Source organism: Mesorhizobium sp. M0244 (genome assembly GCF_040321795.1).
Classification (GTDB): domain Bacteria; phylum Pseudomonadota; class Alphaproteobacteria; order Rhizobiales; family Rhizobiaceae; genus Mesorhizobium.
The window spans coordinates 49,349-73,935 of the sequence record NZ_JAMYSE010000006.1; the positions used below are offsets into that span (position 1 = coordinate 49,349).

Here is a 24,587-nt window from a genome sequence, read left to right on the forward strand (position 1 = left end):
TTCACCCGCGACCGGAAAGAGAAATTTGAGAAGGCGAGGGCTTGGCGAGCGGCCGGACTTCGCCTTCGACCTCGTTGCCGACATAGACGCCGAACGCATCTTCCGTACGTTCGCGCGCATAGCGGGCAAGCATCGAACGCACCGCGGGATCGGCGATCTTCAGATCGGCGATCTGCTCAATGTCGACAAGCCGCATCTGGCGATCGTCGGAATAGGGGCCATCGACCGTTCCGCGATAATAAACATGCGTGCGCGAGGGGTCGGCGGCATCGTCCCACACCGCGAACAGGAAGCCGAGATGGGTATCTATGGCCCTGGCGGCAAGGCGGCCCTTGAGGCTGCGTGTATCGTTCGGCGTGCCCAGTCCGCGCCCGGCAGGCAACTCTTGAAACCCGTCGGCCGTTTCGAAGAACAGCACACGGCCCTCGTTCTCGAGGATAGCGCCGACCTCCGTATCGGGGGGCACTGCCGCCAGCGCCTCCTGGCTGAGGCCGGGCGTGACGTAGGTGCCTCTGCAATAACCGAGGGGCTGGGCTCCGTTGTGGCTGAAATCGCGGACGCGGCCGATGAGGATCGAGTGATCGCCGGCATCGACCAGCTGCTCCATGCCGCAATCGAACACCGCGACGGAGCCGTCGATCAGCGGATTGCCAGTCCGGCCCGATTGCCAGGCCACGGCCGCGAACTTGTCCGCGGCTTTGGAAGCGAAGATGCCGGAATGGGCCCTCTGGCTCTCCGACAGGATGTTGATGGCGAAACCTCTCGATGTCGAGAAAGCATTGTGCCCCAGCGCCCTCTTGGCGATGCAGACAAGCACCAGCGGCGGCTCGAGTGAGACCGAGGTGAAAGAGTTGGCGGTGAAGCCGCGCGGTTCGCCTTCCGCTCCGATCGTGGTGACGACGGTGACGCCGGTCAGGAAAGAGCCGAGCGCCCGCCGGAATTCGCCGCTGTCAAAGACTGCATCCGTCTCCGGCTTCGCGCCAGCGTCTCCTGCCGTGTCGAGAAAATCCATGATGTGTTGGGTCACTTTTTCGGGGGAAGCTATTGCCATCATGTGCCTTTCTCCATTGAGCACGAGGCATTGGCCGTGCGGCGCAAGCCTGGCCATCGCCGCCGACATGGCCGGGGTCGAATTGCTGTCTTGCGACCCGGTCATGAACAGGGCCGGTGCGGCAAGACCGGGGAGAGCATCGGCATGCTCGGCATCGGCATGGGCAAAAAGGCGATAGGTGCGCGCGTAGCCTTCAGGGTCGACCCTTTCGAGGGCGACGCGCGCGGTGGCGGCCGCGCCGATAAGGTTCGCCGGCAGCGGGTCGCCGAACCAGCGGGCAAGCGTTGCCGCAATGGCGGAAGGATTGCCATGGGTGCCAAGCGCGGCCGCACGCTCGCGTACGGCCTGCGCCAAGGTCGCGGGGCGGCGGAACACCGCATTGAGGCAGACGATGGAGCGAACGCGGGAAGGGGCGCGAAGGGCGATTTCCAGAGCGACCAGCGCGCCCATCGAATGGCCGACGATCGACACCGACGCCAGGCCAAGATGGTCGAGCAGGCGAACCGCCTGATCGGCGAAATCCGACAGGCTGGCTTCTTCCGGCGGCAGCGGTGTAACGCCGTGGCCGAGCATGTCGATGGCGATCAGGTCGTGATGGTCTTTCATCGACGCGATCTGATCGTGCCAGATCGCGGCGTTCATGCCGACGCCGTGAATGAGCAGAACCGGCGCGCCGGAGCCGGCGCGGATGAAGCCGGTGCCGTCCGGAGCCGTGTCCCGGACCCATACGGTGACAGCGACGTCAGCCATGCAGATCTCCGACCTCCTTGAGGTCCTGATAGCGGTCGCCGATACGGTGGTGCGGGCGGCCGCCAATCGAGGCGCCAAGCGCCACCACCAGCTCTTCGGGCGCGGGCGCGTCGCCGATCTGAAAATGTATGGTCAGATAGTGGGAGCGGCGGCCTTCGTCGTTCTTGTCCATCAGCGGGACCATGATCGGCGTGTTCGGCCCGCCGCGCAGATTGGTGAAGGCGAGATAGGTCTTGGCGCCGACCGCGCGACGGTAGTGGTTGCCGAAATGCAGCGTATGGATCAGTGCCGATGCATGCTCGATCTCGCCCGCCGTGCCGCAGATCGCGGCCTTGCCGTAGCCCTCTATCGCCTCACCGGAACCGGCGACGGCAATGATTTCGCGGGTCAGCAGTTCGCCGAGGACGGGAGCAATGGCGCGGATCTCCGGCGACAGGTCGTCGGTGAAACCGCGGCCGGCCCAAGGGTTTGTCAACACGGCGGCGACGCCGATCAGGCGCAACGGCCTCGGGGCTTCCTTGCCGCCCTCGATTAACGTGTTCTCGATGTAGGTGACGATCTTTCGAATGGCTGGTTTCATGAAAGTCCTCGGTCGCCACGGCGCTAGACAAACACCAATACCTTTACACCGTCTTATGGTATACCATACTATGGAGCGCCGGGAGCCTTGTCAATCGGCTATGGAATCTGTTTTGTGATCGGGTCAGGGTACGGAGAGAAAATGCCAGGCGATACGCTGCGGATCGACCGCTCTGCCAAGACGTTGAGGACGCTAGCGCTGGAGCGCATGCGTGAGGCGATCATGGGCTTTCATTTCCAGCCTGGTGAAAGGCTGGTCGAGCGGCCGCTTTGCGATCAGCTCGGGGTGAGCCGTTCCGTCGTGCGCGAGGTGCTGCGGCAGCTGGAGGCGGAAGGCCTGGTGCAGATGATACCGGGCCATGGGCCCGCCGTGGCCAAGCCGGATCTCGGCCGCACTGACGAAATCTATGAATTGCGGGCGTTGCTCGAGGGCATCGCGGCGCGGGCTTGCGCCCTAACGGCCACCGACGCGCAGATCGCTTCGCTCGATGCTGCCTTGACGAACCTGCTTGACGCGTGGGCGTCACGCGCGCCTGTCGAGGTGATGCGGGCGACGACCAAGTTCTACGAAACGCTGTTCGAGGCGGCCGACAAGCGCATTGCCTGGGAAATCGTGACGGGGCTGAATGTCCGTATCAACCAGCTCCGCTCGATGACGATCGCGTCGGAGAACCGCCGCGAGCCGGCGATCGCGGAAATGACCGAAATCATGGATGCGATCCGGTCGCGCAAGCCAGACGAGGCGGAGGCGGCGGCGCGGCGGCATGTCGAATCCGCGTGGCAGATCGCCCGCAACACGCTTCGCCTTGGCTGAATGGTATGCTGTCAGCGGTTGATCGTTCCACGGCAGGCATCTAATTGATGTGTGCGGTGGGATGTGTGACATGACCAAATTGCTTTCAGTTGCGGCGGCAAATTCGTATATCGGGTTAGTTGGGTGTACATCTCTTGCCAAATTGCTCTGTCATTCCAACGGAGTATCGGACGGATTGAGACAGAGAAAAGTAGTAAAATGAATATGTTACGCCACAAACTTGCCGTGGCACCTATGATGGACTGGACGGACCGGCATTGCCGGTTCTTCCATCGCCAGTTGACGCGCGAGGCGCTGCTCTACACCGAGATGGTGGTGGCCGATGCGGTCATCCACGGCGCACGAGAGCGGCTGCTCGGCTTCGACGATACTGAGCATCCAGTGGCACTGCAGCTCGGCGGCGCCGATCCGGGAAAACTGGCCGAGGCGGCGCGCATCGGCGAAGCCTTCGGCTATGACGAAATCAACCTCAATGTCGGCTGCCCGTCCGACCGCGTCCAGTCGGGCACCTTCGGCGCCTGCCTGATGAAGGCGCCTGTGCTCGTCGCAGATTGCGTCGCGGCAATGAAGGCGGCGGTGAAAATACCGGTTACCGTCAAGTGCCGCATCGGCGTCGACGAGCAGGATCCGGAGCCGGCACTCGATGCGCTGGCGGACGGTGTTTTCGCGGCCGGCGCCGACGCGCTGTGGGTGCACGCCCGCAAGGCTTGGCTGGAAGGTCTGAGCCCAAAGGAAAATCGCGACATCCCGCCGCTCGACTATGGCCGCGTCTATCGGCTGAAAGCCAGAAAACAAAACAAATTCATCGGCATCAATGGCGGCATTCAATCTCTCGCAGAGGCGCTGAGGCATCTCGACCATGTCGATGGCGCCATGCTCGGCCGCGCCGCCTATCACACGCCAGGGATACTGACCGGCGTCGACGCCGCGTTTTATGGCGGCAAGGGCAGGGCGTTCGATTTTGCCGCGCTGATCGACGCCATGGCGGATTACGCGGCACGCCATATCGAACAGGGTGGACGGCTCGGGCATGTCACCCGGCACATGGTCGGGCTGTTTCACGGTCTGCCCGGTGCACGCCGCTATCGGCAGATCCTGTCCACCGATGCGACAAAGCCGGGTGCCGGACCGCAGGTGCTCAAGGCGGCTTTCGCAGAGGTCGATTTCGGCAGGTCCGCAGAGGCGGCCTGAGGAAAAAACTTAATCCCGCAAAATCATGCGATCGCCCCGGACGTCGAAACCCGATAGCGAGCCGATGAAATTCATACCGAGCAGGCTCTGGCCGAGCGTGCCGGGTGCTGCGATCATGATGGGCATGTCCTTGCGCACGATGCCGCCGATCGACAGTTCGTCCGTTTTTACGGCGGCGGCGCGTGTCATGCCGTTGGCGGTAGAGATCGGTATGGTGAAGCGGAGAGCCGCCGAATTGAACCCGACCGCCAGTGCGTCCTCGGCGGTCAGAACGGTGCTGGTGGCGCCGGTATCGACAACCGTCAGGATCGGCGTGCCGTTGATCGTGACGCGCGCTTCGAAATGGCCGTTGCCGGTCTTGTCCAGAGTGACGGTGGCATGGCCTTCTTCCACGCCAAGCGCCAGCGGACTGCCGGGAACAAGGCCGGCGGTGATCCGGCTGGCGAAATCCTGCAACTCATAGCGGTACTGATAGCCGGCGATCAGCGCCAGCACGATGGCGCCCCAGGCGCCGAGGCTGCGGGCCATGGTGCCCAACGGCCTGCCCGATCTCAGCAGGCCGGCGCCGACGAGTGCCGCTAAAGCGCCAAGCCAGATCAGCTGGCCGAAATCGTAATTCTCGATGCCGAACGTACTACCGGCGGAATCGTTGAGCATGAGCAGGAGCACACCCGCCCCGATCGCGATGATTAGAATCCACAACAGTCGGTTCATCTCTGCGGCCGGTTCACGAGAGGGCGTCGCGTTCGCGTGCCATGCGGCTGCGACGGGTTTCCCGGCGGGGGCGTCGCTCGACTGTTTCCAGCCTTGCCGGTAGCTCGGCCATGACGCTGCGGCGGGTTTGCGGGGTCATGTCGATCCAAGCGGCGATTTCCCCGCGCGTGCGGCCGCAACCGAAACAGAAGCCGGTTTTCATGTCGATCGAGCAGACCAGGATGCACGGGGATTCAGTGGCCGTCATAAGGATTTCCTTGGCTAGCCTCCACATGGTGCAACGACAAAGTCAATGCAAGCCCTCGGGGATGCGCCGCCAACAGGTGCTTTCGCGTCAATACCTCCAAGTTGTGCCGGGCCTGGAGGTTGTGCCGGCTTGAGGTTGTGCCGGCTGGCCAAGGCGGCTATGCCGCTCACCAATTCACAGGGACGACCGCCATCGACATGACCAGCGCGCTGCCTTTCGACGATTTTCGCGACCTCCTGGTGAGCCTGCCGCCGGCAGATATGGCGGCCGGGGCCCGCGTGCGCCAGCTGTTTGCCAAGGCAGACAAGCCCAACGGCTCGCTCGGCCGCATCGAGGACATCGCCGCTTGGCTCGCCGGCTGGAGCGGTCGCGCGCCACCGGCGGTGATGTGGCCATTGGTGGCGATCTTTGCCGGCAATCATGGCGTCACCCGTCACGGCATTTCGCCGCGCCCCGTCGCTGCCACGGCAAACGCGGTCGAGCTTTGCGCCGCCGGCGGTGCAGCGATCAACCAGATCTGCATCGCCAACGATCTCGGCTTGAAGGTGTTCGATCTGGCTCTGCACATTCCGACAGCCGACATCACGGAGGACGCGGCACTGGACGAGCGCGGTTGCGCCGCCACCATGGCCTTCGGCATGGAAGCGATTGCCGGTGGCACCGACCTGCTTTGCCTTGGCGACCTCGGCGTCGGCAATTCGACGGTCGCCGCGGCCCTTTGCGTAGCACTGTTCGGCGGCAAGGGCGCCGACTGGGTCGGCCCTGGATCGGGTGCCGACGCGGCGATGCAGAGGCGCAAAGCGGAGGTGGTCGATGCTGCGATCGCGTTTCACGGCGCGAGCCTCAAGGACCCGCTGGAAGCGCTGCGCCGGGTCGGTGGACGGGAATTCGCAGCGATCTGCGGCGCCATTCTGGCGGCGCGGATGCAAAAGATTCCGGTGCTTCTCGATGGATTTGCAGCAATGGCGGCCGCTGCTGTCCTACATGCCGCCAACCCCGCCGCGCTCGACCATTGTCTCCTCGCCAGCCTGTCGCCGGAGCCGGGGCATGCCAAGGCCGCCGAGCGCCTCGGCCTTCGCCCGCTGCTCGATCTGGGTGTCAGTCAAGGCGAGGGGGTAGGGGCGGCTCTTGCCGCTGGCCTGGTCAAGGCCGCCGCGCTGACCAGCTCCGGCATGGCGGCGGCGGTCCGCGGTTAGGCATTCAGCGCCGGCGCGAAGCAACCGCCTGGGTCGGCAGCGCCGGCAATTCCTCCATCACCCGGCTCAGCGGGAAGATGGCGATCGCCTCGGTGCCTTCGCGCAGCCTGGAATGGAGCTGGAATTCGCCGCCATGCATGGCCAGCAGGCCTTGCACGATCGGCAGGCCAAGCCCGGTACCCTGTTCGGCGCTCTTGATGGCGATCGAGCCCTGGCCGAAGGCCGAGAGCACGATCGGGATCTCGTCTTCCGGTATGCCCGGCCCGTTGTCCTTGACGGAGAGATATTGCCCGCCGCCCGCCGTCCAGCCGACGCGCACGCGGATTTCGCCGCCGGTCGCGGTGAACTTGATAGCGTTGGACAAGAGGTTGAGCACAATCTGCCGCACCGCGCGTTCGTCGGCAAACAGGCGCGGCAAGGCGTTTTCGAAATCCTGGACGATGCGGATGTCCTTGTTGCGCGCCTTCAGCTCCATCATGTGGCAGCAATCCTCGACGACGGAAAGCAGCATCATCGGCTCCTCATTGAGCTGATAGCGGCCCGCTTCGATGCGCGACAGGTCGAGGATTTCGTTGATCAGGTCGAGCAGATGCTGTCCGGAGTCATGCACGTCCCGGGCATAGTCGCGATAGGTCGGGTTGCTCATCGGGCCGAGCACCTCGTTGGCCATCACTTCGGAGAAGCCGAGAATGGCGTTGAGCGGTGTGCGCAGTTCGTGGCTCATCGAAGCCAGGAAACGCGATTTCGCCAGATTGGCGTCTTCCGCTCGCCGCCGTGCCTCGTCCGACATCGATTTCGCCGTCTCCAGTTCGGCGATCAGCGCATCTTTTTCGGAGCGGAACGACAGCAGCATCAGCGAGGAACGGTTGAGCTGGCGCGCCACATAGGTGAAGAAAGGCAACGAGGCGATCAGCAAGCCTGCCATGATCGCCTCGACCGGCATCCATAATTTCGCACTGGCATAGGCATAGATGGCGACCGGGAGGGCGAACGTCGCCAACAGCGCACCGCGCAGAGACGACGCCAGTATCGCGGTTGCCGCCATGGCGAGTAGCAGCACCACCGCCTTGGCGATCTGGAACTGATCGACTTGGCAGGTGCCGCAGCCGAGCCATGCAAACCAGGCCCAGCCAAGGCCGCAGAGAAAATGGGCGATCAGGAAATCCCTGTGCGTTTCCAGCGGGTTGAGCTCGGACGCTTGAGTGATGCGTCTCGCCATGAATGCAACGATGGTATAGCAGGTGAATGTGAACAGCGCCCAGACGCCGATCTCCGTGCCGATGCCCGCGAGCAAGCCTGCCGCGGCAATTGCCAGAACGAGCAGCGGGATGATGATCGCGCCGCCGGTCATCGAACGAGCGTGGAGCTTCAAAAGCTCGCGGTCGAAGTCGGGATTTCCGGCTTGCTGCGAAAGACGGTCGCGCGTCTTGCGCACCGCGCGCGCGACATCGCTGTTGCGATGGCGTTTCCTGCGGTCCACAATAAACTTGTCCGCTGTGGTCGAGCGTTGCAAGGGCATGAAGTCTTCAATTTACGCGGGCAGCAATTTCAAATTGTTAAGCTACGTTCGAATGATTAACCAACGGTTTGCCATATGAGCCGTTCGTGGTCGCGATGGCCGCGCCAGCGATACTATCCGCCGCGTCCGCGAAGCCTGTGGCGCAGGCTGGTGGACTATGGATTGACGTTCGTCGTGCTCGGCCTGTTGATCCTCCTGGCGGCGCGCCTCGACCGGGTGGAGACGCGCAAGACGGAGGGCGCCGCTGTCGTCAATGATGGCGATACGATCACGCTCGGCAGCGAGCGTATTCGCATGCGCGGCATCGATGCGCCGGAATATTCGCAGATCTGCCGCAAGTACGGTGCCGACTATCCCTGCGGCAAGCTCGCGCGCCAGTCGCTGGTGCGGTTGATCGCCGGCAAAGCCGTCTCCTGCAGCGGCTGGCAGCGCGACCGCTACGGCAGGCTGCTCGGCGACTGCAAGGCCGACGGCAAGGATCTCAACCGCGCCCAGGTCGAGGCCGGCTGGGCGGTCGCCTTTGGCGATTTCGAGACCGAGGAAGCCGCCGCGCGTGCGGGCAGAGCCGGCATCTGGGCCGGAACTTTCGACGAGCCGAAGAACTGGCGCGAGAGCCACGGCCACGAGCTGGTCGAAAGAAAGCACAGCACCTTGGCGTCGATCGGCGACGCCTTGCGGGAAATTTTTCGCTTCTGGTGAGCTGTGCCTATAATTGGTCGGGATGGACGAGGAAGGATAGAGATGAAGCTGTTCGATGGCGGGCGCGCGCCCAATCCACGGCGGGTTCGGGTTTTCCTGGCCGAGAAGGGACTCCGGGTTCCGCTGGTGCCCATAGACATGGGAGCATTGGAGCACAGAGAACAGCCGGTCAGCTCGCGCAATCCGCTGAAGCGTCTGCCGGTGCTCGAGCTCGACGATGGCACCATCATTACCGAGTCCGTTGCCATCTGCCGTTACTTCGAGGAATTGCATCCCGAGCCGGCTTTGTTCGGGCGTGGCGCGCTCGGCAAGGCAATTGTCGAGATGTGGCAAAGGCGTGTGGAGTTCAATCTGTTCGGCTGTGTCGCCGCGGCGTTCCGGCATATCCACCCCGCGATGAGGGAATGGGAGATCCCGCAAATCCCCGAATGGGGAGAGGCCAACAAACCGAAAGCCGTCGAGTTCCTGAAGTTCCTCGACACAGAACTCGCCGGCAGGGAATTCGTCGCCGGCGATGTCTATTCGATCGCCGACATCACCGGGCTGGTCGCCATCGATTTCATGAAGCCTGCACGCATCAAGGTGCCGGAAGAGTGCACCAACGTGCTGCGCTGGCATCGGGCAATCTCCGGCCGGCCGAGCGCCGCCGCCTGACAATGAGCCCTGAATGAGCGAAGAATTGGAAGCCGTGACGGCGAGGGTACGCGCCTGCCGCATCTGCGTCGACAAGCCGGCAGGCAGGCCGCTGCCGCACCAGCCGCGTCCGGTACTCAGGCCATCGTCGAGCGCCCGCATCCTGATCGCCAGCCAGGCGCCGGGCACCAAGGTCCACGTGTCAGGCATGCCGTTCACCGACACCTCCGGCGACCGGCTGCGAAGCTGGCTGGGTGTCGGCAGCGAAGAATTTTACGACACGGACAAATTCGCCATCGTGCCGATGGGCTTTTGCTTTCCCGGCCAGGACGCCAAGGGCGCCGACCTGCCGCCGCGCCGCGAATGTGCGCCGGCCTGGCGAGCATCGCTGATGGCGCTGATGCCGCAAATCGATCTGGTGCTGACGATCGGCATCTACGCGCAAAGCTGGCATATGGGCACGGCGCGCCGTCCCTCACTGACGGAAACAGTTATGGACTGGCGTGCCATCTGGGCAGCGCCGGCCAGCCCGAAAGTGCTGCCATTGCCGCACCCGTCGTGGCGCAACACCGGCTGGCTGAAGCGCAATCCATGGTTTGAAATGGATTTGCTGCCATTTCTGAGATCGGAAATCCGCTATCGCCTGGGCTAGGCTTTCAGCAAGAAATCACTCGCTTTCGCGCTATCCGACAGAATTTCTTTCTTGTAATAGACTTGAACAAGAGGGAATATGGTAATCTATTCCTTGAAGCGCGTCGCGCATGAGGGGACGCGCGTTAAATTCTTGTTTTTATGCATGTCGTTGTGCCAAAGCCGCTGCGCACTTTGGGCGACTTGCATCAGGGGAGCACCCAATGGACCGCCTCGATAGAAAAATTCTCCGCCTCCTGCAGGAGGATGCAACGCTTGCGGTCGCCGACGTCGCCAAGAAGGTCGGCCTGTCGACGACGCCGTGCTGGCGGCGTATCCAGAAGCTCGAGGAAGAGGGCGTCATCAAGCGGCGTGTTGCCATCCTCGACCATGAAAAGGTCAATGTGCGGGTCACCGTATTCGTGTCAATCCGCACCAATTCGCACAGCCATGAATGGCTGCGGCGCTTTTCGGAGGTCATCCAGGAATTTCCCGAAGTGGTCGAATTCTACCGCATGAGCGGCGATGTGGACTATCTGTTGCGCGTCGTGGTGCCCGATATCGCCGCCTACGATGCCTTCTACAAGCGGCTGATCGCCAAGATCGAGATCCGCGACGTGTCGTCTTCCTTCGCCATGGAGCAGATCAAATACACGACCGAGATGCCGCTGGATTACATGATGCTCGACAAGGAGTCCGGCGCCAACGCCGCCTGAGGTTCTTCTGCTTAGTTCTTCTTTTTGTTCAGGAAAGTCCAGGGCGAGTTGACCGGCAGCGTGATCGTGTCCGGCACGGTGTCGACGTTGACCACCTCGGCCTTGCGCACGGCGTAGCCCGACTGGATGACACTGACCCCGTCGAGGATGAAAAGCTGGCTCTTCTCCATGCCCGGTTGCAATGCGCCGGTCACCGAAACCGACTGGTAGGCCTCAGACATCCTGTAAGGGCGGGCCGGCGTAACGAGGACGATCTGGTTGGGCGGCGGCGTCGGCATGTGGCTGCAGGCCCCCGTCCACGGCACCAGCAGGAATTGATAGATGAGATCGCCGTCGCGATCGACCGGCAGTGCGTAGCCTGCGAGCTGCACGGTCTTGTCCTGCAAGTTGAGAGACAGCGTCTCGCCATGGTCGGGCATTTTGGCCGCGATCATCGGCAGTCCGACGCTTTCGGCGGCTGCCTGGGTCGCCGGACGCAGATCCTTCCAGAAAATGTGCGTGGTCCCGCCGGAAGCGCTTGCCGCGATGGCGGACGCCAACAAGGCGGCTGCCACGATCGCGCCTGATTTAAAACGGTTGTTCATCGCTGCTCCACTGTTTGAGCCTTGACCTTGCGGCTTGTGACATCAAGTAAAGCTGCCGCTGCCCACAGGTCAACGCTCAAGCCGCATCACATGCCGGCGCGAGCCGGTCATGCCGATCTCGCGAAAGCCGCGGGCGACGAACATGTCGCGAAAACCCATGAAGCTGTAGCTCGGCGAAGCCTGGTCGACCGGATAGGCTTCGATCGTCCTGGCGCCTTTGGTGAAAGCGTGATCGATGGCCGCGTCGAGCAATGCGCTTGCCAGACCGCCACCGCGCAGCGCTCCCGGCACAAAGAAGCAGACGATCGACCAGATCCCCGTCTCGTGGTCGTCCTGCTGCCGCGACAGCTTGCGGTAGGTCTCGCGCGGCGCGACCGAGCACCAGCCGACGGTTCTGCCATCGATCTGGGCGACAATGCCGACCGGCGTGCCGGCGTCGATCAGCGCCATCACCGCGCGTTTCTTCTCGTCGTTCTCGACATGCTCGCGGCGGTCGAGATGGCGCCAAGCCATACACCAGCAATATTTCGGCGCACCGGGTTCCTCGAACAGGTTTTCGAAATCGGCGCGCGTCGATTGCGTCACCTCGGCAAAGCGGATTTCAGTGAACTCAAGCTTTTCTGGCAGCGAGCCGTCCGAGCGTCTTGGCATCGGAAAGTTCCTTCACGGCGTCCTTGCCGATCCAGCGCGCAGTCTTGTCCGTCGAGGCCGCCAGTTTTTGCGCCAGGGCAAGGGCAGGGCCGTGCAAATTCATCGATCGCTTGCCGATCGAACGAAGCGCCCAGTTCACGGCCTTCTTCACAAAATTGCGGCCGTCGGTCGCATGCGCTTCGATGATCGACAGGAATTCGAGGAAGGTCGCCTCGGGTTCCTTCTTCCGGTGGACTACCGACCAAGCCATCATCGCAAAAGCCGTGCGTCGAACGAATTCCCGTTCGTCGACCGCGAATTCGGCGATCAGTTCCCTCCAGCAATCCGTATCGACAAAGAGATCGGAGACCCCGTCGACGATATCCCATGAGTCGAAAGTCGCCGCCCATCGTCTTGCATTCGCGGCGGAGAACCGCTCCGGATCGGCCGTGACGGAAGCGATGAACTGCGCCTCCATGATGCCCGTCTGCCAAAGCTCGAAGGCACGCTCATGGTTGCGCTTGATTTTTCTTGGCAATCTGCCGCTGCACGCCATGCGAGATACCGAGCGCACGTTCGATCTTGATGCCGTAGCGCAGCATGCCAAGGCGATTCTCCTCCGAGGCGATCGAGCGCAGATGAGCGACAATTTCGTCGGCGCTGGATTGCGGCGAGAGCTCGACCACGGCGAAACCCTATTTCTCCAGCCTTGCCAGCAGCGAGGATGTGTCCCAGCGCTTGCCGCCCATGGCCTGCACGTCCTTGTAGAACTGGTCGACAAGTGCCGTCACCGGGAGTTTGGCGCCGTTGCGGTCGGCCTCGGCGAGGCAGATGCCAAGATCCTTGCGCATCCAGTCGACGGCGAAGCCGAAATCATATTTGCCGGCATTCATCGTCTTGTGTCGGTTCTCCATCTGCCAGGAACCGGCCGCGCCCTTGGAAATCACCTCGATGACCTTTTCGATGTCGAGCCCGGCCTGCTTGCCGAAATGGATGCCTTCGGCCAGTCCCTGAACGAGGCCGGCGATGCAGATCTGGTTGATTATCTTGGTGAGCTGGCCAGCCCCTGCTGGTCCCATCAACCCGACCATGCGGGCATAAGCATCTATGACCGGCTTCGCCCTGTCGAAGGCGTCTGGCTCGCTGCCGACCATCACGGTCAGCACGCCATTCTCGGCGCCTGCCTGACCGCCGGAGACCGGGGCGTCGAGGAACGAAAACCCGAGCGCTTGCGCCTGCTGCGCCAGTTCACGCGCGACTTCGGCCGATGCGGTGGTGTTGTCGATGAAGATGGCGCCTTTCTTCATGGAATTGAAGGCGCCTCCGGCGCCGGTCGTCACCGAGCGAAGGTCGTCATCATTGCCGACGCAGGAAAAGATAAAATCCTTGCCCTCGGCCGCCTCTGCTGGCGTCGCAGCAAGGCTGCCGCCATGTTGGGCAACCCACTGCTCGGCCTTCGCCCTGGTGCGATTGTAGACGGTGACATCATGACCGCCCTTGTTCTTGAGATGCCCGGCCATCGGATAACCCATGACGCCAAGACCGAGAAATGCCACCGAAGCCATGTTTTCGAATCCCTTGGAAGCCTGCTTTGCGGCCTTCTTACCGGATCAGGCAAGGCGATGGGAGTCAGCGATGCAGATGGATTGTGATGCGCCGTTCGATCCACTCGACCCCGTGGCGCAGTGTTTCGACGATGATCAGATAGATGATCGCCGCCCAGATATACGACTGAAAATCGAAGGTGCGCGCATAAGTGAGCCGGGTGATGCCCATCAAATCGTAGACCGTGATGATGGCGACGATTGCAGAGCCCTTGATCATCAGGATGATCTCGTTGCCATATGGCCGAAGCGCCACGATCAGGGCCTGCGGCAGGATAATTTTCCACAAGATTTGCAATTTGTGCAGGCCGAGCGAGGCGGCACCTTCCCATTGGCCCCTGGGTACGCTCTGGATCGCGCCACGCAAAATCTCGGCCTGGTAGGCGGCCGTATTCAGCGAAAAGGCGAAGATCGCGCAATTAAACGCTTCGCGGAAGAAGCCCCACAGGCCGACCAACTCGAGCTCCGGCCTGAAGGAGCCGACCCCGTAGTAGACCAGGAAGGTCTGCGCCAACAGCGGCGTGCCGCGAAAAAAATAGACATAGGCATAGGCGAGCCCAGACAGAATCCGGTTCTTCGACATGCGTGCATAGGCGATGGGCACCGACAGGATCGCACCAAGCACAATCGAAATGGCAACCAGCAACAGAGTTATGCCAAGACCGGATATGTAGCCGGGTGCATATTTCTGGAAGAACTCCGGGTTCCACGCACTGACTAGGTAGACGATCATGCCAATGCCGAGAGCGACCCACAGGCCGACCAGGACATGGCCGAGGATGCGTTGACGTGGCCAGCCGCGTGCTGGCGGCGGTGGCCGGTCAACCTTCAGGGTTTCGCTTGCCAGGCTCATCTCTTGACCTCGCTGCGGCCAACGGCGCGTTCGATCGCATTGATGCCGAAGGAGGAGACGATCGCCAGCAGGAGATAAATCAGGCCGGCAAAACCATAAAACAGGAAGGCATGCTTGGTGACGCGAGCGGCAACCCCGCTCTGCCGGAGGATCTCGTTGAGGCCTACCGCCGAGACGAGGGCGGTGTCCTTGAGCAGGATAAGCCAGAGATTGGCAAGTCCGGGCAACGCGATGCGGATCAACTGCGGCAGCACGATCAGCCGCATCGTCTGGCCGCTGGACAGGCCAACCGAATAGCCTCCCTCATATTGCCCATTTGGAATCGCGCGGAAGGCGGATAAAAACACCTCGCTGGAATAAGAGGAAAAAATGAAGCACAGCGCGATCATGCCGGCGACGAAGCTGTTGACGTCGGCGGACGTGCCGGGGCTCACCAGCCGGACAATGTACTGCAGGATCAATGGGATGCCAAAGAAGATCAGAAACAGGGTGAGCAGCTCGGGTATTCCGCGAAAAATTGTGGTGTAGATGTTCCCGGCCAGTCTCAGCGACGGCTCTTCCGACTGTTTGGCCAACGCCACGAAAAAGCCGAGCGTCAGCCCGAAGGGCAGCGTGGCCAGAGCAAGACATACGGTGACAAGCACACCGGAGGCGATATCGTCGAGCCATCCTTCAGGCCCCCAACTGAGAAGCGTCAATGCGCTCTGCATCCGGCTGCCTGTTCTCCTTCAGGGGCTCTTTTGAGAGCCGCGCCGCACCCCTCATACGGCGTTCTTTATGGGAACGGCGGGAAATTCCCGCCGTTCATATTGTCATTTCAAATCAGGACTCGCCGCCATAGACGTCATATTTAAAGTATTTGTCGTTGATTTCCTTGTACTTTCCGTTTGCGCGAATGGCGTCGATCGCCGCATTGAACTGGTTGACCAGGTCGGTCTCGCCCTTGCGCACGGCAATGCCGGCGCCCGGACCGTGGATTTCGATGACCGGCTTGATTGTGCCGACCAGCTTGCAGCAGGCTCCGTCCGGCGAATCCAGCCATTGCTGCAGCACGACAATGTCGTCATTGGCGGCATCGAGTCGGCCATTGGCCAGATCGAGCTGGTATTCCTGCGCGGTCGGGTACGGCTTGACGGTGCTGTCTGTATAAGTCTTGGTCGAATAGTTGAAATGCGTGGTGGACGCCTGCACACCGATCGTCTTGCCGGCCAAATCTTCCTTGCTGACACCCTTGATGTCAGTGTCCTTGGGCGCGGCGATCGCCGGCGGCGTATTGTAATATTTGTGGGTGAAATCGACCTTCTCGGCACGCTCGGGCGTGATCGACATCGACGCGACGATGGCGTCGAACTTGCCAGCCTGGAGCGCCGGGATGATGCCGTCCCAGTCCTGCGCGACGAAGGTGCACTTCACCTTCATCTCGTCGCAAAGCGCCTTGGCGATGTCGATGTCGAAGCCCACGAGCTGGCCGTCGGCGGTGAGATTGTTGAATGGCGGATAGGCTCCCTCCGTTCCGATCCGCAAGGTCTTTTCCTGGGCCTGGGCAACGCCAAGCGTCAGTAGCGCAGCCGATGCGGCGAGCGCGATACGCAGTGTAATACGCATGATGGTCCTCTCTGTTGGTCCCGGCCGTCGTTCCCGAACAGCTCTGTGGGCGGTGCTTTTGACCGCCCGCTGATGCGATACTCCCATTCTTTCCCAAGAAAAAGCAACTGCAAAAACCGTCGCTTGAGGGAAGGTCGCGTTCAGAAAACAGTGACGCAGGGTCAGACGCCTGAATGGGGAAAAAAGTGACCGGAAGCTGTCTTCGGCCGTATTCTCAGCGCGTCAGGTCGGTGGCGCGTTCGATGAAGTCGGCTATCGAATTCGTGTCGTCGAGATCGAAGACCGGCAGGTCTTCGCCCACAACGGCGAAGTCGGAGGCGATGGCGACGATGTGTGGATCGGTTGCCGAGAGCGGTGTCCGGTCCTTGGCCTCAAGCCGTCGCGTCTCGATTTTCTTGTGCGCCTCGCGCTTGTAACCCTCTACCAGCACGATGTCGGAGGGTGCCAGCCGTGACAGAATCGCGTCCAGCGTCGGCTCGTCCTCGCCGCGCAATTCGTGCATCAGTGCCCAGCGCCTGCCCGACACGATCGCGACCTCCATCGCTCCCGCCTGCCGGTGGCGAAAGCTGTCCGCTCCAGGTTTGTCGATGTCGAAATCATGATGGGCGTGTTTTACCGTCGACACTTTCCAGCCGCGCCGAACGAGTTCGGCTACCAGCTTTTCGGTCAATGTCGTCTTGCCGGAGTTCTTCCAGCCGGTGATGCCGAAGATACGTCTGTTCATGGCTCGATGCTCTGCAACAGATGGGCGGCCTGGGCAAGGTCGTCGAGAGTGTTGATGTTGAAGAACGGATCGATTTCGGACCCGCCGGATTTCAGGATGGGAAATTCCACCTCGACAAAACCGTGCCGGTCGATGAACGCCGAAACGCGCCGGTTGTCTTCCTCTACGAGAAATTGTCGCAAGGCCTGGTCGAGCCCCAGCGGCCAGAGCGCAAACGTCGGATGCCGTTTGCCGCCGGAACAGGCGACCGCGATCGAATCGGGGCGTTCATCGGCTGCCGCGAGCAGCCGCTCGACCATATCCGTGGGCAGGAAAGGCGTGTCGCCGGCAGCCGTGACCAGCGCCTGACAAGTCGTGTCGGAAGCCCATTCGAGGCCGGTCAGGATCCCGGCAAGCGGCCCGGCAAAACCCGTGACGGTGTCAGCAAGCACGGGAAGCCCCGTGGCGGCAAACCGTGCCGGATCGCCATTGGCGCTGAGCGCCAGCGGTCCGACCTGCGGGCCAAGGCGCGAAACGACACGATCGAGCAGGGTGCCGTCGCCAAGCGCAAGCAGCGTCTTGTCGCCGCCGCCCATCCGGCTCGACCGGCCGCCGGCCAGAATGATCCCTGCGATAGGTCGGCCCATCGTTTGCTGCCTAGATCCAATGACCAAAATCAAGTTTTCAAATCAGACGGTCGTCCACGGTCGCCTATATGCCGTCCGGCGCCATGTCCGGTCCAGCGCTTTCGGCGGCTGTCTTTCGCCGGCCGACGATCCGTTCGCGGTAGAGTGCATAGAGGCCTGAGGCGATGATGATCGTGGCACCGAGGATCATCGGCAGATCGGGGATATCGCCGAAGATTGTGAAGCCAAGCAGGATTGACCAGAGCAGGGCAGTGTAGCGGAACGGCGCGATGAAGGAGATATCGCCCACCCGCATGGCCATGATGATGAACTGGTAGCCGATGAGCACGAGCACCGCCGCCAGCGCCAGGAACGCCGTGCTTTTCCCCGTCATGGGCGTCCAACCGCCCATCGGCGAAAGCAGTGCCGCGCCCAGAACCGTCATGGCAAGAGCGGTGGCGGTCGACACCAGCAACGTCGGAATTGCCTGCGGGATCCGCTTGGTGGCGAGGTCGCGCACCGCGCAGCATGCGACGCTGGCCAGCGCCAGCAGAGAAAACACGCTGAACCCTTCGAAGCCCGGCCGCACGATGATCAGCACGCCGGCAAAACCGACGGCAATGGCCAGCCAGCGCCGCCAGCCGACGCCCTCGTTGAACACAAGTGCGGCACCCATCGTCACCGCCAGCGGCAGGGCCTGCAGCACGGCGGAGACATTGGCGATCGGAAGATGTGCCAGAGCAACCAGGAACGACACCGTGGCGCCGGCCTCGCTGACGACGCGCAGCGCAACTGTCGGCTGCAGCCTCGAGCTTGGCCGGGCAAGCGCGCCTCGTTGCCACGCAAGCAGGCCAACGAAAAGCGAAGCGAAGGCGCCGCGGATCAGCATGACCTGCGCCATGTTCATCGATTCCGACGAGAATTTGGTGATCGCGTCGTTGAGGGTGAAACCAATCATGGCCACCATCATGAACAACGCGCCGCGCAGGTTTGGCGAAAGAGGCAAGGCGATTACCGGGTGAGTCCTGCAGCAAGCGTCTAGCAGGCACCCGCAAAACAGCAACGTCAAAGGGCTGGGCCACAGCCTTTCTGTGGCCCGTGACATCCCCCTCGCAAGAGCGGCAGGGCTTATTTGGGCGTCAGTACCTCGGTGCCGTTGCCTTCCTTGCCGGCAATCGTCCACAGGCCCTGCAGCGAGCCGTCTTCCTGCACCTTGTAGACGACAAGGCCAACCGCCTTGCCCATGACATAGCCGGCGGAGAACGCATCGTCGTTGCGCATGCAGATGCCGTCCGAGGAAGAGCCGCCTGTCTCCCAATGGATTGTGCAGGTCGTCTCGCTGGTCAGCGTGATGGTTGCGTCGCCGCCATAGGACGATCCATCGAAGTTGGTGCCGGCAACGGCATAGGTGCCGCCGATCGACTGGGCCGCCGCGGGCAGAGCCGCGAGGCTGAGCAATGCGAGAGAAAGAATGAGTTTGCGCATGTCGTATTCCCCCACTTGAGCGAAGAACCGCTCCAGAACAGAGGCTAGGCCTGAACAGGCGCGCGGTTAATCCGGCAACCGTTTGCGGACAAGACTTTTTCTGGGTGTGCCGCCGAAAGGTGCCGTTTTAAAAGGGCGGCTTTGGAGGGCAAATCGATCACGCTGCGGCTCCAGGAAATTTTTCGACGAGATCAAATTTGCTCGGCAAGATTCACCAAATTAGTCATTGTAGGCTTCTGATCTTATCTGGGAGGTGGTCCATGATGAATGCACGAGGCAATGCAGGCAGGCTTGGCGCGGGCAGCAGGCGGCATGTTTCGTCGCTATTCCGATGCTCTTCTGCGCTGGCGGTTATCCTCATGGCGACTGCACCTGCGTTCGCCGAGAACGGCGCTTCGGCGTCGGCAGTCGAACGGATGTCCACGCCGGGTCCCGAAGCGGATGAGCTCTCTCGCCGCGTCGGCAAATGGAACGTCGTCAACACGATCTGGCCAACGCCCGGCGCCCAGCCGATCGTGATGACCGGGCTGGTGGCCGAGCGCACGATGATCGGCCCCTTCATGCAAGAGGTGATGCGTCCGGGGCCTGGCTCGAAAATCCCAGACTTCCAGCGGATAGCTTATTTGAGCTATGACCGGGTGGAGGGCCGCTGGAAATATGTTTCCATGGACACGCGTTTCCCGGCGGGGATCATGCCCGCCTGGAGTTTTGGTGGTGAGCAGGACGGCAAGATTTCACTGCTGTTCGAGCCGCTTGGTTTCGTCGGGTTCGGGCCCGAGGTCGAAGGGCGGTTCACGGCCTCCGATTTCATCATTTCCAGGGATGGCGACAACCACGAGGTGGCCGAGCAGCACTTCCTCCAGGCCAATGGTAGCGGCAAGAAATGGCTCGCCGTGCAGTACAATTACACACGTCAGCCGTAATTCATCAGCAAAAACAATAGGCTGCGAACACGTCGAGACGGGGCCGGATGCTCACGGTCCCCTGAGGCTGCCGGCGATAGCACCGACGAGCGGGTCGTATTTCGATTTCAGGGCTGGCGGGTATTCGATCCAGACCGTGCGGATGACACCATCTTTTCCGAACAGGCGGCGTTCGTAGAAGATGTTCTCGCCTTTGATGCCCGACAGCACCGCCCAGTCCTTGCTGGTCTTGCTGTAGGTGATCTTGTAGCCAGGTTCCCTGCTGGCTTGCTCGGCGGAGACGAAAGCTTTCGGGGTGTCATCATCGATATTGAACATGCCCGAACAGATCAGGCTGGCGCCATCGGCGGTGAGCCACTGTTGTCCATCGCCATTGTCCGGCTCAGGCTGGCGAAGAGTGAAGATTTCATCCGGAAAGGTGCAGACAGTACCGAAGCGCTCGTTCGTATAGGTGAATGGCGCGGCAACTACTTCCGTCACCGCAACAGCCATCAAAGACGCCAAGGATAGAGAAGAAAAAAGCTTCATGCGATGCCACGTTAGTCGATGACCGAGGGCGATCTTGCACGAAATCGGCGAAAAATCAGCCGCCGGTGACGCTCATGTGCCGCGACACCGACGGGCGGTTGGTGCGGCGATCGATGATGAAATCATGGCCTTTCGGCTTGCGGCCGATTGCCTCGTCGATGGCGTCGGCGACCAGCTCGTTGCCTTCGGACGCACGCAGCGGTGCGCGCAGGTCTGCGGCATCTTCCTGGCCGAGGCACATATAAAGCGTGCCGGTACAGGTCAGCCGGACCCGATTGCAGCTTTCGCAGAAATTATGTGTCATCGGTGTGATGAAGCCCAGCCGCCCGCCGGTTTCGGCGACATGGACGTAGCGGGCCGGGCCACCGGTCTTGTAGGGAATATCGCTCAGCGTGAACTGGCGCTCGAGTGCTGCACGCAGTAGCGACAGCGGCAAATACTGGTCGGTGCGATCGGCATCAATCTCGCCCATCGGCATGGTTTCGATGACCGTCAGATCCATGCCACGGCCATGCGCCCAGCGCAGCATTTCCGGCAATTCGGCGTCATTGAAGTCCTTCAAGGCCACCGCGTTGAGTTTTACCTTCAGCCCCGCCGCCTGCGCGGCGTCGATGCCGTCCATGACCTTGTCCAGATTGCCCCATCGGGTGATCTGGCGGAATTTGTCGGCATCGAGGATATCGAGCGAAACGTTAATGCGCTTGACGCCGCAGTCGGCGAGCTCGGCGGCAAAGCGCGAAAGCTGCGATCCGTTGGTGGTCAGCGTCAGCTCTTCCAGCGCACCGCTCTCGAGATGCCGGGAAAGCTGGCGCAACAGATGCATGATGTTCTTGCGCACCAGCGGCTCACCACCGGTGAGGCGGAGCTTGCGCACGCCCTTTTCGATGAAGACCGTGCAAAGCCGGTCGAGCTCTTCCAGCGACAGCAGGTCCTTCTTTGGCAGGAAGGTCATGTCCTCTGCCATGCAATAGGTGCAGCGAAAATCGCAGCGGTCGGTGACCGACACGCGCAGGTAGGTGATCGTGCGACCGAAAGGATCGATCATATCCATGCTTATGCGCTTCCCGTGGCCGTGAACGGCTTCGTTATATATGGCTATGTGATACGAGCCAACTTGCCATTCAAGATAGAAGCTCGCAATCTTCGGCAACATTCCCCAGCCGACAGATCATGTCGGAAGTTTCCATGCGGCCTTTTCCCTCGACGCGAAGCGGCGTAGGGAAGGACGGTTCTCCGCAGGATCCACCACCATGACAGCGCCAAAGGAACTCAGGGTCTCGAAGGACCGCAAGCTGCTTTCTGTGACCTTTCCGGGCCATCAGCCGTTCGAATTGCCGGCCGAGCTTCTGCGCGTCGCTTCGCCATCGGCCGAGGTGCAGGGCCATTCGCCCGAACAGCGCGTCACCGTTCCCGGCAAGCGCAACGTCACGATCCTGAAGATCGAGCCGGTCGGCAATTATGCCGTGCGCATCACCTTCGACGATTTCCACGACACCGGCATCTTCACCTGGAATTACCTGCATACGCTGGGTCATGAGAAGGACGCACGCTGGGCCGCCTATCTCGCCGAGCTGGAAGAGAAGGGGCTGAGCCGCGATCGTTGAATGGTTCCCGCGGACGCTTCCGGTCAACGCAGGATCGCCAGTATCTCGCCGGTGTCGTGATAAAACGGCGTGCCTTCGATCAGCCGGTCATCCTTGAAGCGCAAGACTTCGGCAAACGGCTGTTTGATGGTTGCACCATTGGCCCGCGATGTCAGCGAAAGCGTGCAACTCATGAACACCATGTCATCGTTTTGGGCGGTCTGAAGGTCCTCCACCGCCACGTCGCTCCAGATTTCCCGCATCTTGCGGAAAAGGGCGCCAATGCCGTCGAGGCCGTTCCAGTCACCGGCATAGGGCAGGGACTGCGGCTCATGCACGACAATCTCGGCATGGAATGCGCTGGCAAGCATATCGAGGCTCTCCGACCCTGATTGCAGGAAACGCATTTCAACATTGAACATGTTTTCAATAAGTCCCATGGCGGTGCGTCGCCGGTCGAGCGGTTTATCCATTTTCGGTTCTCCGTATCCGTCAGCACGATCGTGCAGGTAAGCGGTTTGCTCTTGTTCGCGTTCCCTCGACACCCGTTTCCTGATGACGACAAACGGGCATCGTGTCGTGAAAACGTCATGCATCTGGAGTAGCGCCGGCAAAGGTTTGGAGACGAAAACATGTCTATGATCACCAGCGTCGAACAGCTCGAAGCGCTCTATGGCCTGCCCGGCGAGGCGTCGGTGGTCAAGGAACTCGACCAGCTGATTCCCGAATACGCCGCCTTCATCGAAGCTTCGCCGTTTGCTGCGCTCGCAACCTGCGGGCCGGAAGGGCTGGACTGCTCGCCGCGCGGCGATCTCGCCGGCTTCGTCCGCATCCACGATCCGAAAACGCTGATGATGCCGGACCGGCGCGGCAACAACCGTGCCGATTCGCTGAGGAACATCCTTCGCGATCCGCGCGTCGCGCTTCTGTTCCTGGTACCGGGTTCCGGCACGACGCTGCGCGTCAATGGCCGCGCCCGCATCACCATAGATCCCGAACTCTGCGCCTCGTTCGCAGTCGAGGGCAAGCCGGCGCGCTCGGTGGCGGTCGTCGAGATCGATGCGGTTTATTTCCAATGCGCCCGCGCCATCCACCGGTCGGAACTGTGGAATCCGGCAAGGCATGTCGACCCGAGATCGCTGCCGACCCCCGGACAGATCCTCGAGATCACCAGCCGCAAGAACATCGACGGCGAGGTCTACGACAAGGAATGGCCGGAGCGCGCGAAAAAATCGATGTGGTGAAGGAATTTGGTGGTAAGGGAATTTGGTGGTGAAGCACTGGGCCGTCAGGCCGTCTTCAACACCTCGGCAACTCTACGCATCTGTTCGCCGATCATGTCGCATTGTTCCAGCGTCGACTGGCTCATCGCCTTCTCGATCAGCGCCATATGGACCTTCAGCGCTTGCATCAGCAATGCCTCGCCGGCCCCGGTCAGCGTCAGTCGCAGCACGCGCTTGTCCTTCTCGTCGCCTTCGCGGCGCAGCAGGCCGCGGGTCTCCAGTTGCGGCAAAAGCATGGTGACATTGGAGCGGCCGACCAGCAGGCGGCGGGCGAGATCGTGCTGCGACATGCCGGGATGGCGGTAAAGGTTCATCAGCACATCGAGCTGCGCCGGCTTCAAGTCGAGCGGCGCGAGCTTCACCGCCAGGGTGCGTTCCAGCACGTGGCAGGCGCGCGCCACCGCGACCCAGTTGCGAAAACGCGGGTTATCCCAGGGCAGGTCTTGCTTAATGTTCATGTTTGAACTATTATGTTCATGCTTGAACCAATGGATGGATCGCCACTATGGCATCATTTGGACTGAAGGTCATCCGCGGCACGTTCGGCGTGGCCGAGCATGTGGCGCCGCGACTCACCGGGCGCGCCGCATTCGAGCTGTTCTGCCGCACGCCGCACGAGAAGAGCCTGAGCGAAGGCGAGCGCCGCGCAATCGATCGCGCCGCCGATTTCATGACCGAAGCGCGCCATCATCGGCTGAAGACCAGAACCGGCTGCGTCATGGTGCATGAATTCCGGCCCGAGCCGGGCAGGGCGGCTGCCGGCACCGTGCTCGTCATCCACGGCTGGCGTTCGCGCACCGAATACATGCGCACGCTGATCGAAGCCTATCGCGATGCCGGCTACAAGGTGGTCTCGCTCGATCTGCCGGGCCACGGCCAGTCGCAGGGCCGCCGGCTTACCCTGGTCAGTGCGGTCGATGCGGCACGGGTTGCCGGCGAATGGTTCGGCCCGTTTACCGCCATCGTCGGCCATTCCTTTGGTGGTGCCGTCGCCGCCAATGCCGTCGCCGGTTCGATCAGAAACATCCCGCCACTGGCGGCCGGGCGGCTGGTGCTTATCGCCGCGCCGAGCTCCCTGCCTGCGATCTTTGCTGATTTCAGCCGCATGCTGAATGTCGGCTCGCGCTCGCAGGTCGCCATGGCCGACCGGGTCGAGCGCATCGCCGGCCGGCCGCTGCACGAATTCACCGGTGACCGCCAGCTCGCAAGCACGCCGCTGCCGACGCTGGTGATCCACGCGCCGGACGACCGCGAAGTGTCCGCCGATCATGCAATGCTCTACGCGCACGCCGGTGAGCATGTGCGGCTTCACTGGGCCGACGGGCTCGGCCACCGCCGCATTCTCGCCGACAAGGGTGTGGTGGAGCGCGCCGTTGGCTTCGTTGCAGGGCGGCGGGAGCCGTCTCTGCAGTGACCTGAATATCTGTTCTTGTCTGCCGGG

Annotated in this window: 28 protein-coding genes and 3 pseudogenes; 11 read left to right on the plus strand and 20 right to left on the minus strand. The window is 61.9% G+C overall.

Features of this window, described 5'->3' with window-relative positions; genetic code table 11:
- Position 1 precedes the first annotated feature (1 nt).
- A complete protein-coding gene (locus NKJ08_RS07090) occupies positions 2-1,801 on the minus strand; it encodes an alpha/beta fold hydrolase (RefSeq protein WP_352523666.1) in 1,800 nt (599 codons plus the stop codon).
- Positions 1,794-2,381 (minus strand): amino acid synthesis family protein, encoded by a 588-nt coding sequence (locus tag NKJ08_RS07095; protein WP_352523668.1) that lies wholly within the window; start codon positions 2,379-2,381, stop codon positions 1,794-1,796. Before NKJ08_RS07095 ends, NKJ08_RS07090 begins: the two co-directional genes overlap by 8 nt.
- Positions 2,382-2,522: 141 nt before the next feature.
- Between NKJ08_RS07095 and NKJ08_RS07100 the strand changes: the two genes are divergently transcribed.
- A complete protein-coding gene (locus tag NKJ08_RS07100; protein ID WP_352523670.1) occupies positions 2,523-3,194 on the plus strand; it encodes a GntR family transcriptional regulator in 672 nt (223 codons plus the stop codon).
- Between the two features lie 198 nt (positions 3,195-3,392).
- Complete coding sequence (dusA, locus tag NKJ08_RS07105; RefSeq protein ID WP_352523672.1) at positions 3,393-4,385, plus strand: tRNA dihydrouridine(20/20a) synthase DusA; 993 nt, start codon at positions 3,393-3,395, stop codon at positions 4,383-4,385.
- A gap of 9 nt (positions 4,386-4,394) precedes the next feature.
- Here the strand turns inward: dusA and NKJ08_RS07110 are convergent, their stop codons facing one another.
- Entirely contained in the window at positions 4,395-5,099 is a 705-nt protein-coding gene (locus tag NKJ08_RS07110; RefSeq protein WP_352523674.1) for a TIGR02281 family clan AA aspartic protease, read from the minus strand.
- Positions 5,100-5,112: 13 nt separating this feature from the next.
- Entirely contained in the window at positions 5,113-5,346 is a 234-nt protein-coding gene (locus tag NKJ08_RS07115) for a DUF1289 domain-containing protein (RefSeq protein ID WP_352781571.1), read from the minus strand.
- A gap of 197 nt (positions 5,347-5,543) precedes the next feature.
- Between NKJ08_RS07115 and NKJ08_RS07120 the strand changes: the two genes are divergently transcribed.
- Positions 5,544-6,542: a nicotinate-nucleotide--dimethylbenzimidazole phosphoribosyltransferase gene (locus tag NKJ08_RS07120; RefSeq protein WP_352523859.1), complete on the plus strand. Its 999-nt coding sequence runs from the start codon at positions 5,544-5,546 to the stop codon at positions 6,540-6,542.
- A gap of 4 nt (positions 6,543-6,546) precedes the next feature.
- Here the strand turns inward: NKJ08_RS07120 and NKJ08_RS07125 are convergent, their stop codons facing one another.
- The gene (locus NKJ08_RS07125; protein ID WP_352781572.1) at positions 6,547-8,061 is read right to left on the minus strand and encodes a sensor histidine kinase; all 1,515 of its coding nucleotides are present in this window, start codon (positions 8,059-8,061) and stop codon (positions 6,547-6,549) included.
- Between the two features lie 75 nt (positions 8,062-8,136).
- On the opposite strand from NKJ08_RS07125, the gene NKJ08_RS07130 reads away from it, so the two are divergent.
- The 4 genes and pseudogenes from NKJ08_RS07130 (at position 8,137) to NKJ08_RS07145 (ending at position 10,739) form a co-directional block, all read left to right on the plus strand.
- Positions 8,137-8,760, plus strand: a complete 624-nt coding sequence (locus NKJ08_RS07130) for a thermonuclease family protein (RefSeq protein WP_352523679.1) — start codon at positions 8,137-8,139, stop codon at positions 8,758-8,760.
- 42 nt (positions 8,761-8,802) lie between these two features.
- Positions 8,803-9,414 (plus strand): glutathione S-transferase, encoded by a 612-nt coding sequence (locus tag NKJ08_RS07135; protein ID WP_352523681.1) that lies wholly within the window; start codon positions 8,803-8,805, stop codon positions 9,412-9,414.
- Between the two features lie 13 nt (positions 9,415-9,427).
- A pseudogene (locus NKJ08_RS07140) lies at positions 9,428-10,045 on the plus strand (uracil-DNA glycosylase family protein); the annotation flags it as partial.
- Between the two features lie 202 nt (positions 10,046-10,247).
- On the plus strand, positions 10,248-10,739 hold the full coding sequence (locus NKJ08_RS07145) for an Lrp/AsnC family transcriptional regulator (protein ID WP_023675006.1): 492 nt from the start codon (positions 10,248-10,250) through the stop codon (positions 10,737-10,739).
- 11 nt (positions 10,740-10,750) lie between these two features.
- Here NKJ08_RS07145 and NKJ08_RS07150 read toward each other — a convergent pair whose 3' ends face one another.
- The 11 genes and pseudogenes from NKJ08_RS07150 to NKJ08_RS07200 all read right to left on the minus strand — a co-directional run bounded on the left by NKJ08_RS07150 (position 10,751) and on the right by NKJ08_RS07200 (position 18,829).
- Positions 10,751-11,323 carry a DUF3299 domain-containing protein gene (locus NKJ08_RS07150; protein ID WP_352523683.1) on the minus strand — a complete coding sequence of 191 codons (573 nt, stop codon included), beginning with the start codon at positions 11,321-11,323 and terminating at the stop codon, positions 10,751-10,753.
- Positions 11,324-11,392: 69 nt separating this feature from the next.
- Positions 11,393-11,974 (minus strand): GNAT family N-acetyltransferase, encoded by a 582-nt coding sequence (locus NKJ08_RS07155; RefSeq protein ID WP_352781573.1) that lies wholly within the window; start codon positions 11,972-11,974, stop codon positions 11,393-11,395.
- A pseudogene (locus tag NKJ08_RS07160) lies at positions 11,934-12,639 on the minus strand (DNA alkylation repair protein). The gene NKJ08_RS07155 and the pseudogene NKJ08_RS07160 overlap by 41 nt, the downstream one beginning before the upstream one ends.
- A 9-nt stretch (positions 12,640-12,648) precedes the next feature.
- Positions 12,649-13,524, minus strand: a pseudogene (locus tag NKJ08_RS07165) (NAD(P)-dependent oxidoreductase); the annotation flags it as partial.
- A gap of 58 nt (positions 13,525-13,582) precedes the next feature.
- Positions 13,583-14,410: an ABC transporter permease gene (locus tag NKJ08_RS07170; RefSeq protein ID WP_352523687.1), complete on the minus strand. Its 828-nt coding sequence runs from the start codon at positions 14,408-14,410 to the stop codon at positions 13,583-13,585.
- The gene (locus tag NKJ08_RS07175) at positions 14,407-15,120 is read right to left on the minus strand and encodes an ABC transporter permease (RefSeq protein WP_352523689.1); all 714 of its coding nucleotides are present in this window, start codon (positions 15,118-15,120) and stop codon (positions 14,407-14,409) included. Before NKJ08_RS07175 ends, NKJ08_RS07170 begins: the two co-directional genes overlap by 4 nt.
- A gap of 112 nt (positions 15,121-15,232) precedes the next feature.
- On the minus strand, positions 15,233-16,015 hold the full coding sequence (locus NKJ08_RS07180; RefSeq protein ID WP_352523691.1) for an ABC transporter substrate-binding protein: 783 nt from the start codon (positions 16,013-16,015) through the stop codon (positions 15,233-15,235).
- Positions 16,016-16,229: 214 nt separating this feature from the next.
- Complete coding sequence (mobB, locus tag NKJ08_RS07185; protein WP_352523693.1) at positions 16,230-16,739, minus strand: molybdopterin-guanine dinucleotide biosynthesis protein B; 510 nt, start codon at positions 16,737-16,739, stop codon at positions 16,230-16,232.
- Positions 16,736-17,365, minus strand: coding sequence for a molybdenum cofactor guanylyltransferase MobA (mobA, locus tag NKJ08_RS07190; RefSeq protein WP_352523695.1), 630 nt, complete (start codon positions 17,363-17,365; stop codon positions 16,736-16,738). Before mobA ends, mobB begins: the two co-directional genes overlap by 4 nt.
- A gap of 64 nt (positions 17,366-17,429) precedes the next feature.
- Positions 17,430-18,350 (minus strand): DMT family transporter, encoded by a 921-nt coding sequence (locus NKJ08_RS07195; RefSeq protein WP_352781574.1) that lies wholly within the window; start codon positions 18,348-18,350, stop codon positions 17,430-17,432.
- Between the two features lie 122 nt (positions 18,351-18,472).
- On the minus strand, positions 18,473-18,829 hold the full coding sequence (locus NKJ08_RS07200) for a hypothetical protein (protein ID WP_352523698.1): 357 nt from the start codon (positions 18,827-18,829) through the stop codon (positions 18,473-18,475).
- Positions 18,830-19,188: 359 nt separating this feature from the next.
- Between NKJ08_RS07200 and NKJ08_RS07205 the strand changes: the two genes are divergently transcribed.
- Positions 19,189-19,752, plus strand: a complete 564-nt coding sequence (locus NKJ08_RS07205; RefSeq protein WP_352781575.1) for a DUF1579 family protein — start codon at positions 19,189-19,191, stop codon at positions 19,750-19,752.
- 51 nt (positions 19,753-19,803) lie between these two features.
- Here the strand turns inward: NKJ08_RS07205 and NKJ08_RS07210 are convergent, their stop codons facing one another.
- Both NKJ08_RS07210 and moaA read right to left on the minus strand, forming a co-directional pair.
- Positions 19,804-20,280: a hypothetical protein gene (locus NKJ08_RS07210; RefSeq protein ID WP_352523702.1), complete on the minus strand. Its 477-nt coding sequence runs from the start codon at positions 20,278-20,280 to the stop codon at positions 19,804-19,806.
- A gap of 55 nt (positions 20,281-20,335) precedes the next feature.
- Complete coding sequence (gene moaA, locus NKJ08_RS07215; RefSeq protein WP_352523704.1) at positions 20,336-21,331, minus strand: GTP 3',8-cyclase MoaA; 996 nt, start codon at positions 21,329-21,331, stop codon at positions 20,336-20,338.
- A 199-nt stretch (positions 21,332-21,530) separates the two neighbouring features.
- On the opposite strand from moaA, the gene NKJ08_RS07220 reads away from it, so the two are divergent.
- Positions 21,531-21,884 carry a gamma-butyrobetaine hydroxylase family protein gene (locus NKJ08_RS07220; protein ID WP_352523705.1) on the plus strand — a complete coding sequence of 118 codons (354 nt, stop codon included), beginning with the start codon at positions 21,531-21,533 and terminating at the stop codon, positions 21,882-21,884.
- Between the two features lie 23 nt (positions 21,885-21,907).
- On the opposite strand, the gene NKJ08_RS07225 is transcribed toward NKJ08_RS07220, so the two are convergent.
- A complete protein-coding gene (locus tag NKJ08_RS07225) occupies positions 21,908-22,408 on the minus strand; it encodes a nuclear transport factor 2 family protein (RefSeq protein WP_352523706.1) in 501 nt (166 codons plus the stop codon).
- Between the two features lie 87 nt (positions 22,409-22,495).
- Between NKJ08_RS07225 and NKJ08_RS07230 the strand changes: the two genes are divergently transcribed.
- The gene (locus NKJ08_RS07230; RefSeq protein ID WP_352523708.1) at positions 22,496-23,107 is read left to right on the plus strand and encodes a pyridoxamine 5'-phosphate oxidase family protein; all 612 of its coding nucleotides are present in this window, start codon (positions 22,496-22,498) and stop codon (positions 23,105-23,107) included.
- A gap of 44 nt (positions 23,108-23,151) precedes the next feature.
- On the opposite strand, the gene NKJ08_RS07235 is transcribed toward NKJ08_RS07230, so the two are convergent.
- Positions 23,152-23,604 carry a MarR family winged helix-turn-helix transcriptional regulator gene (locus NKJ08_RS07235; protein ID WP_352523710.1) on the minus strand — a complete coding sequence of 151 codons (453 nt, stop codon included), beginning with the start codon at positions 23,602-23,604 and terminating at the stop codon, positions 23,152-23,154.
- A gap of 47 nt (positions 23,605-23,651) precedes the next feature.
- Between NKJ08_RS07235 and NKJ08_RS07240 the strand changes: the two genes are divergently transcribed.
- Entirely contained in the window at positions 23,652-24,560 is a 909-nt protein-coding gene (locus tag NKJ08_RS07240; protein ID WP_352523712.1) for an alpha/beta hydrolase, read from the plus strand.
- The last annotated feature ends 27 nt before the right edge of the window (positions 24,561-24,587 follow it).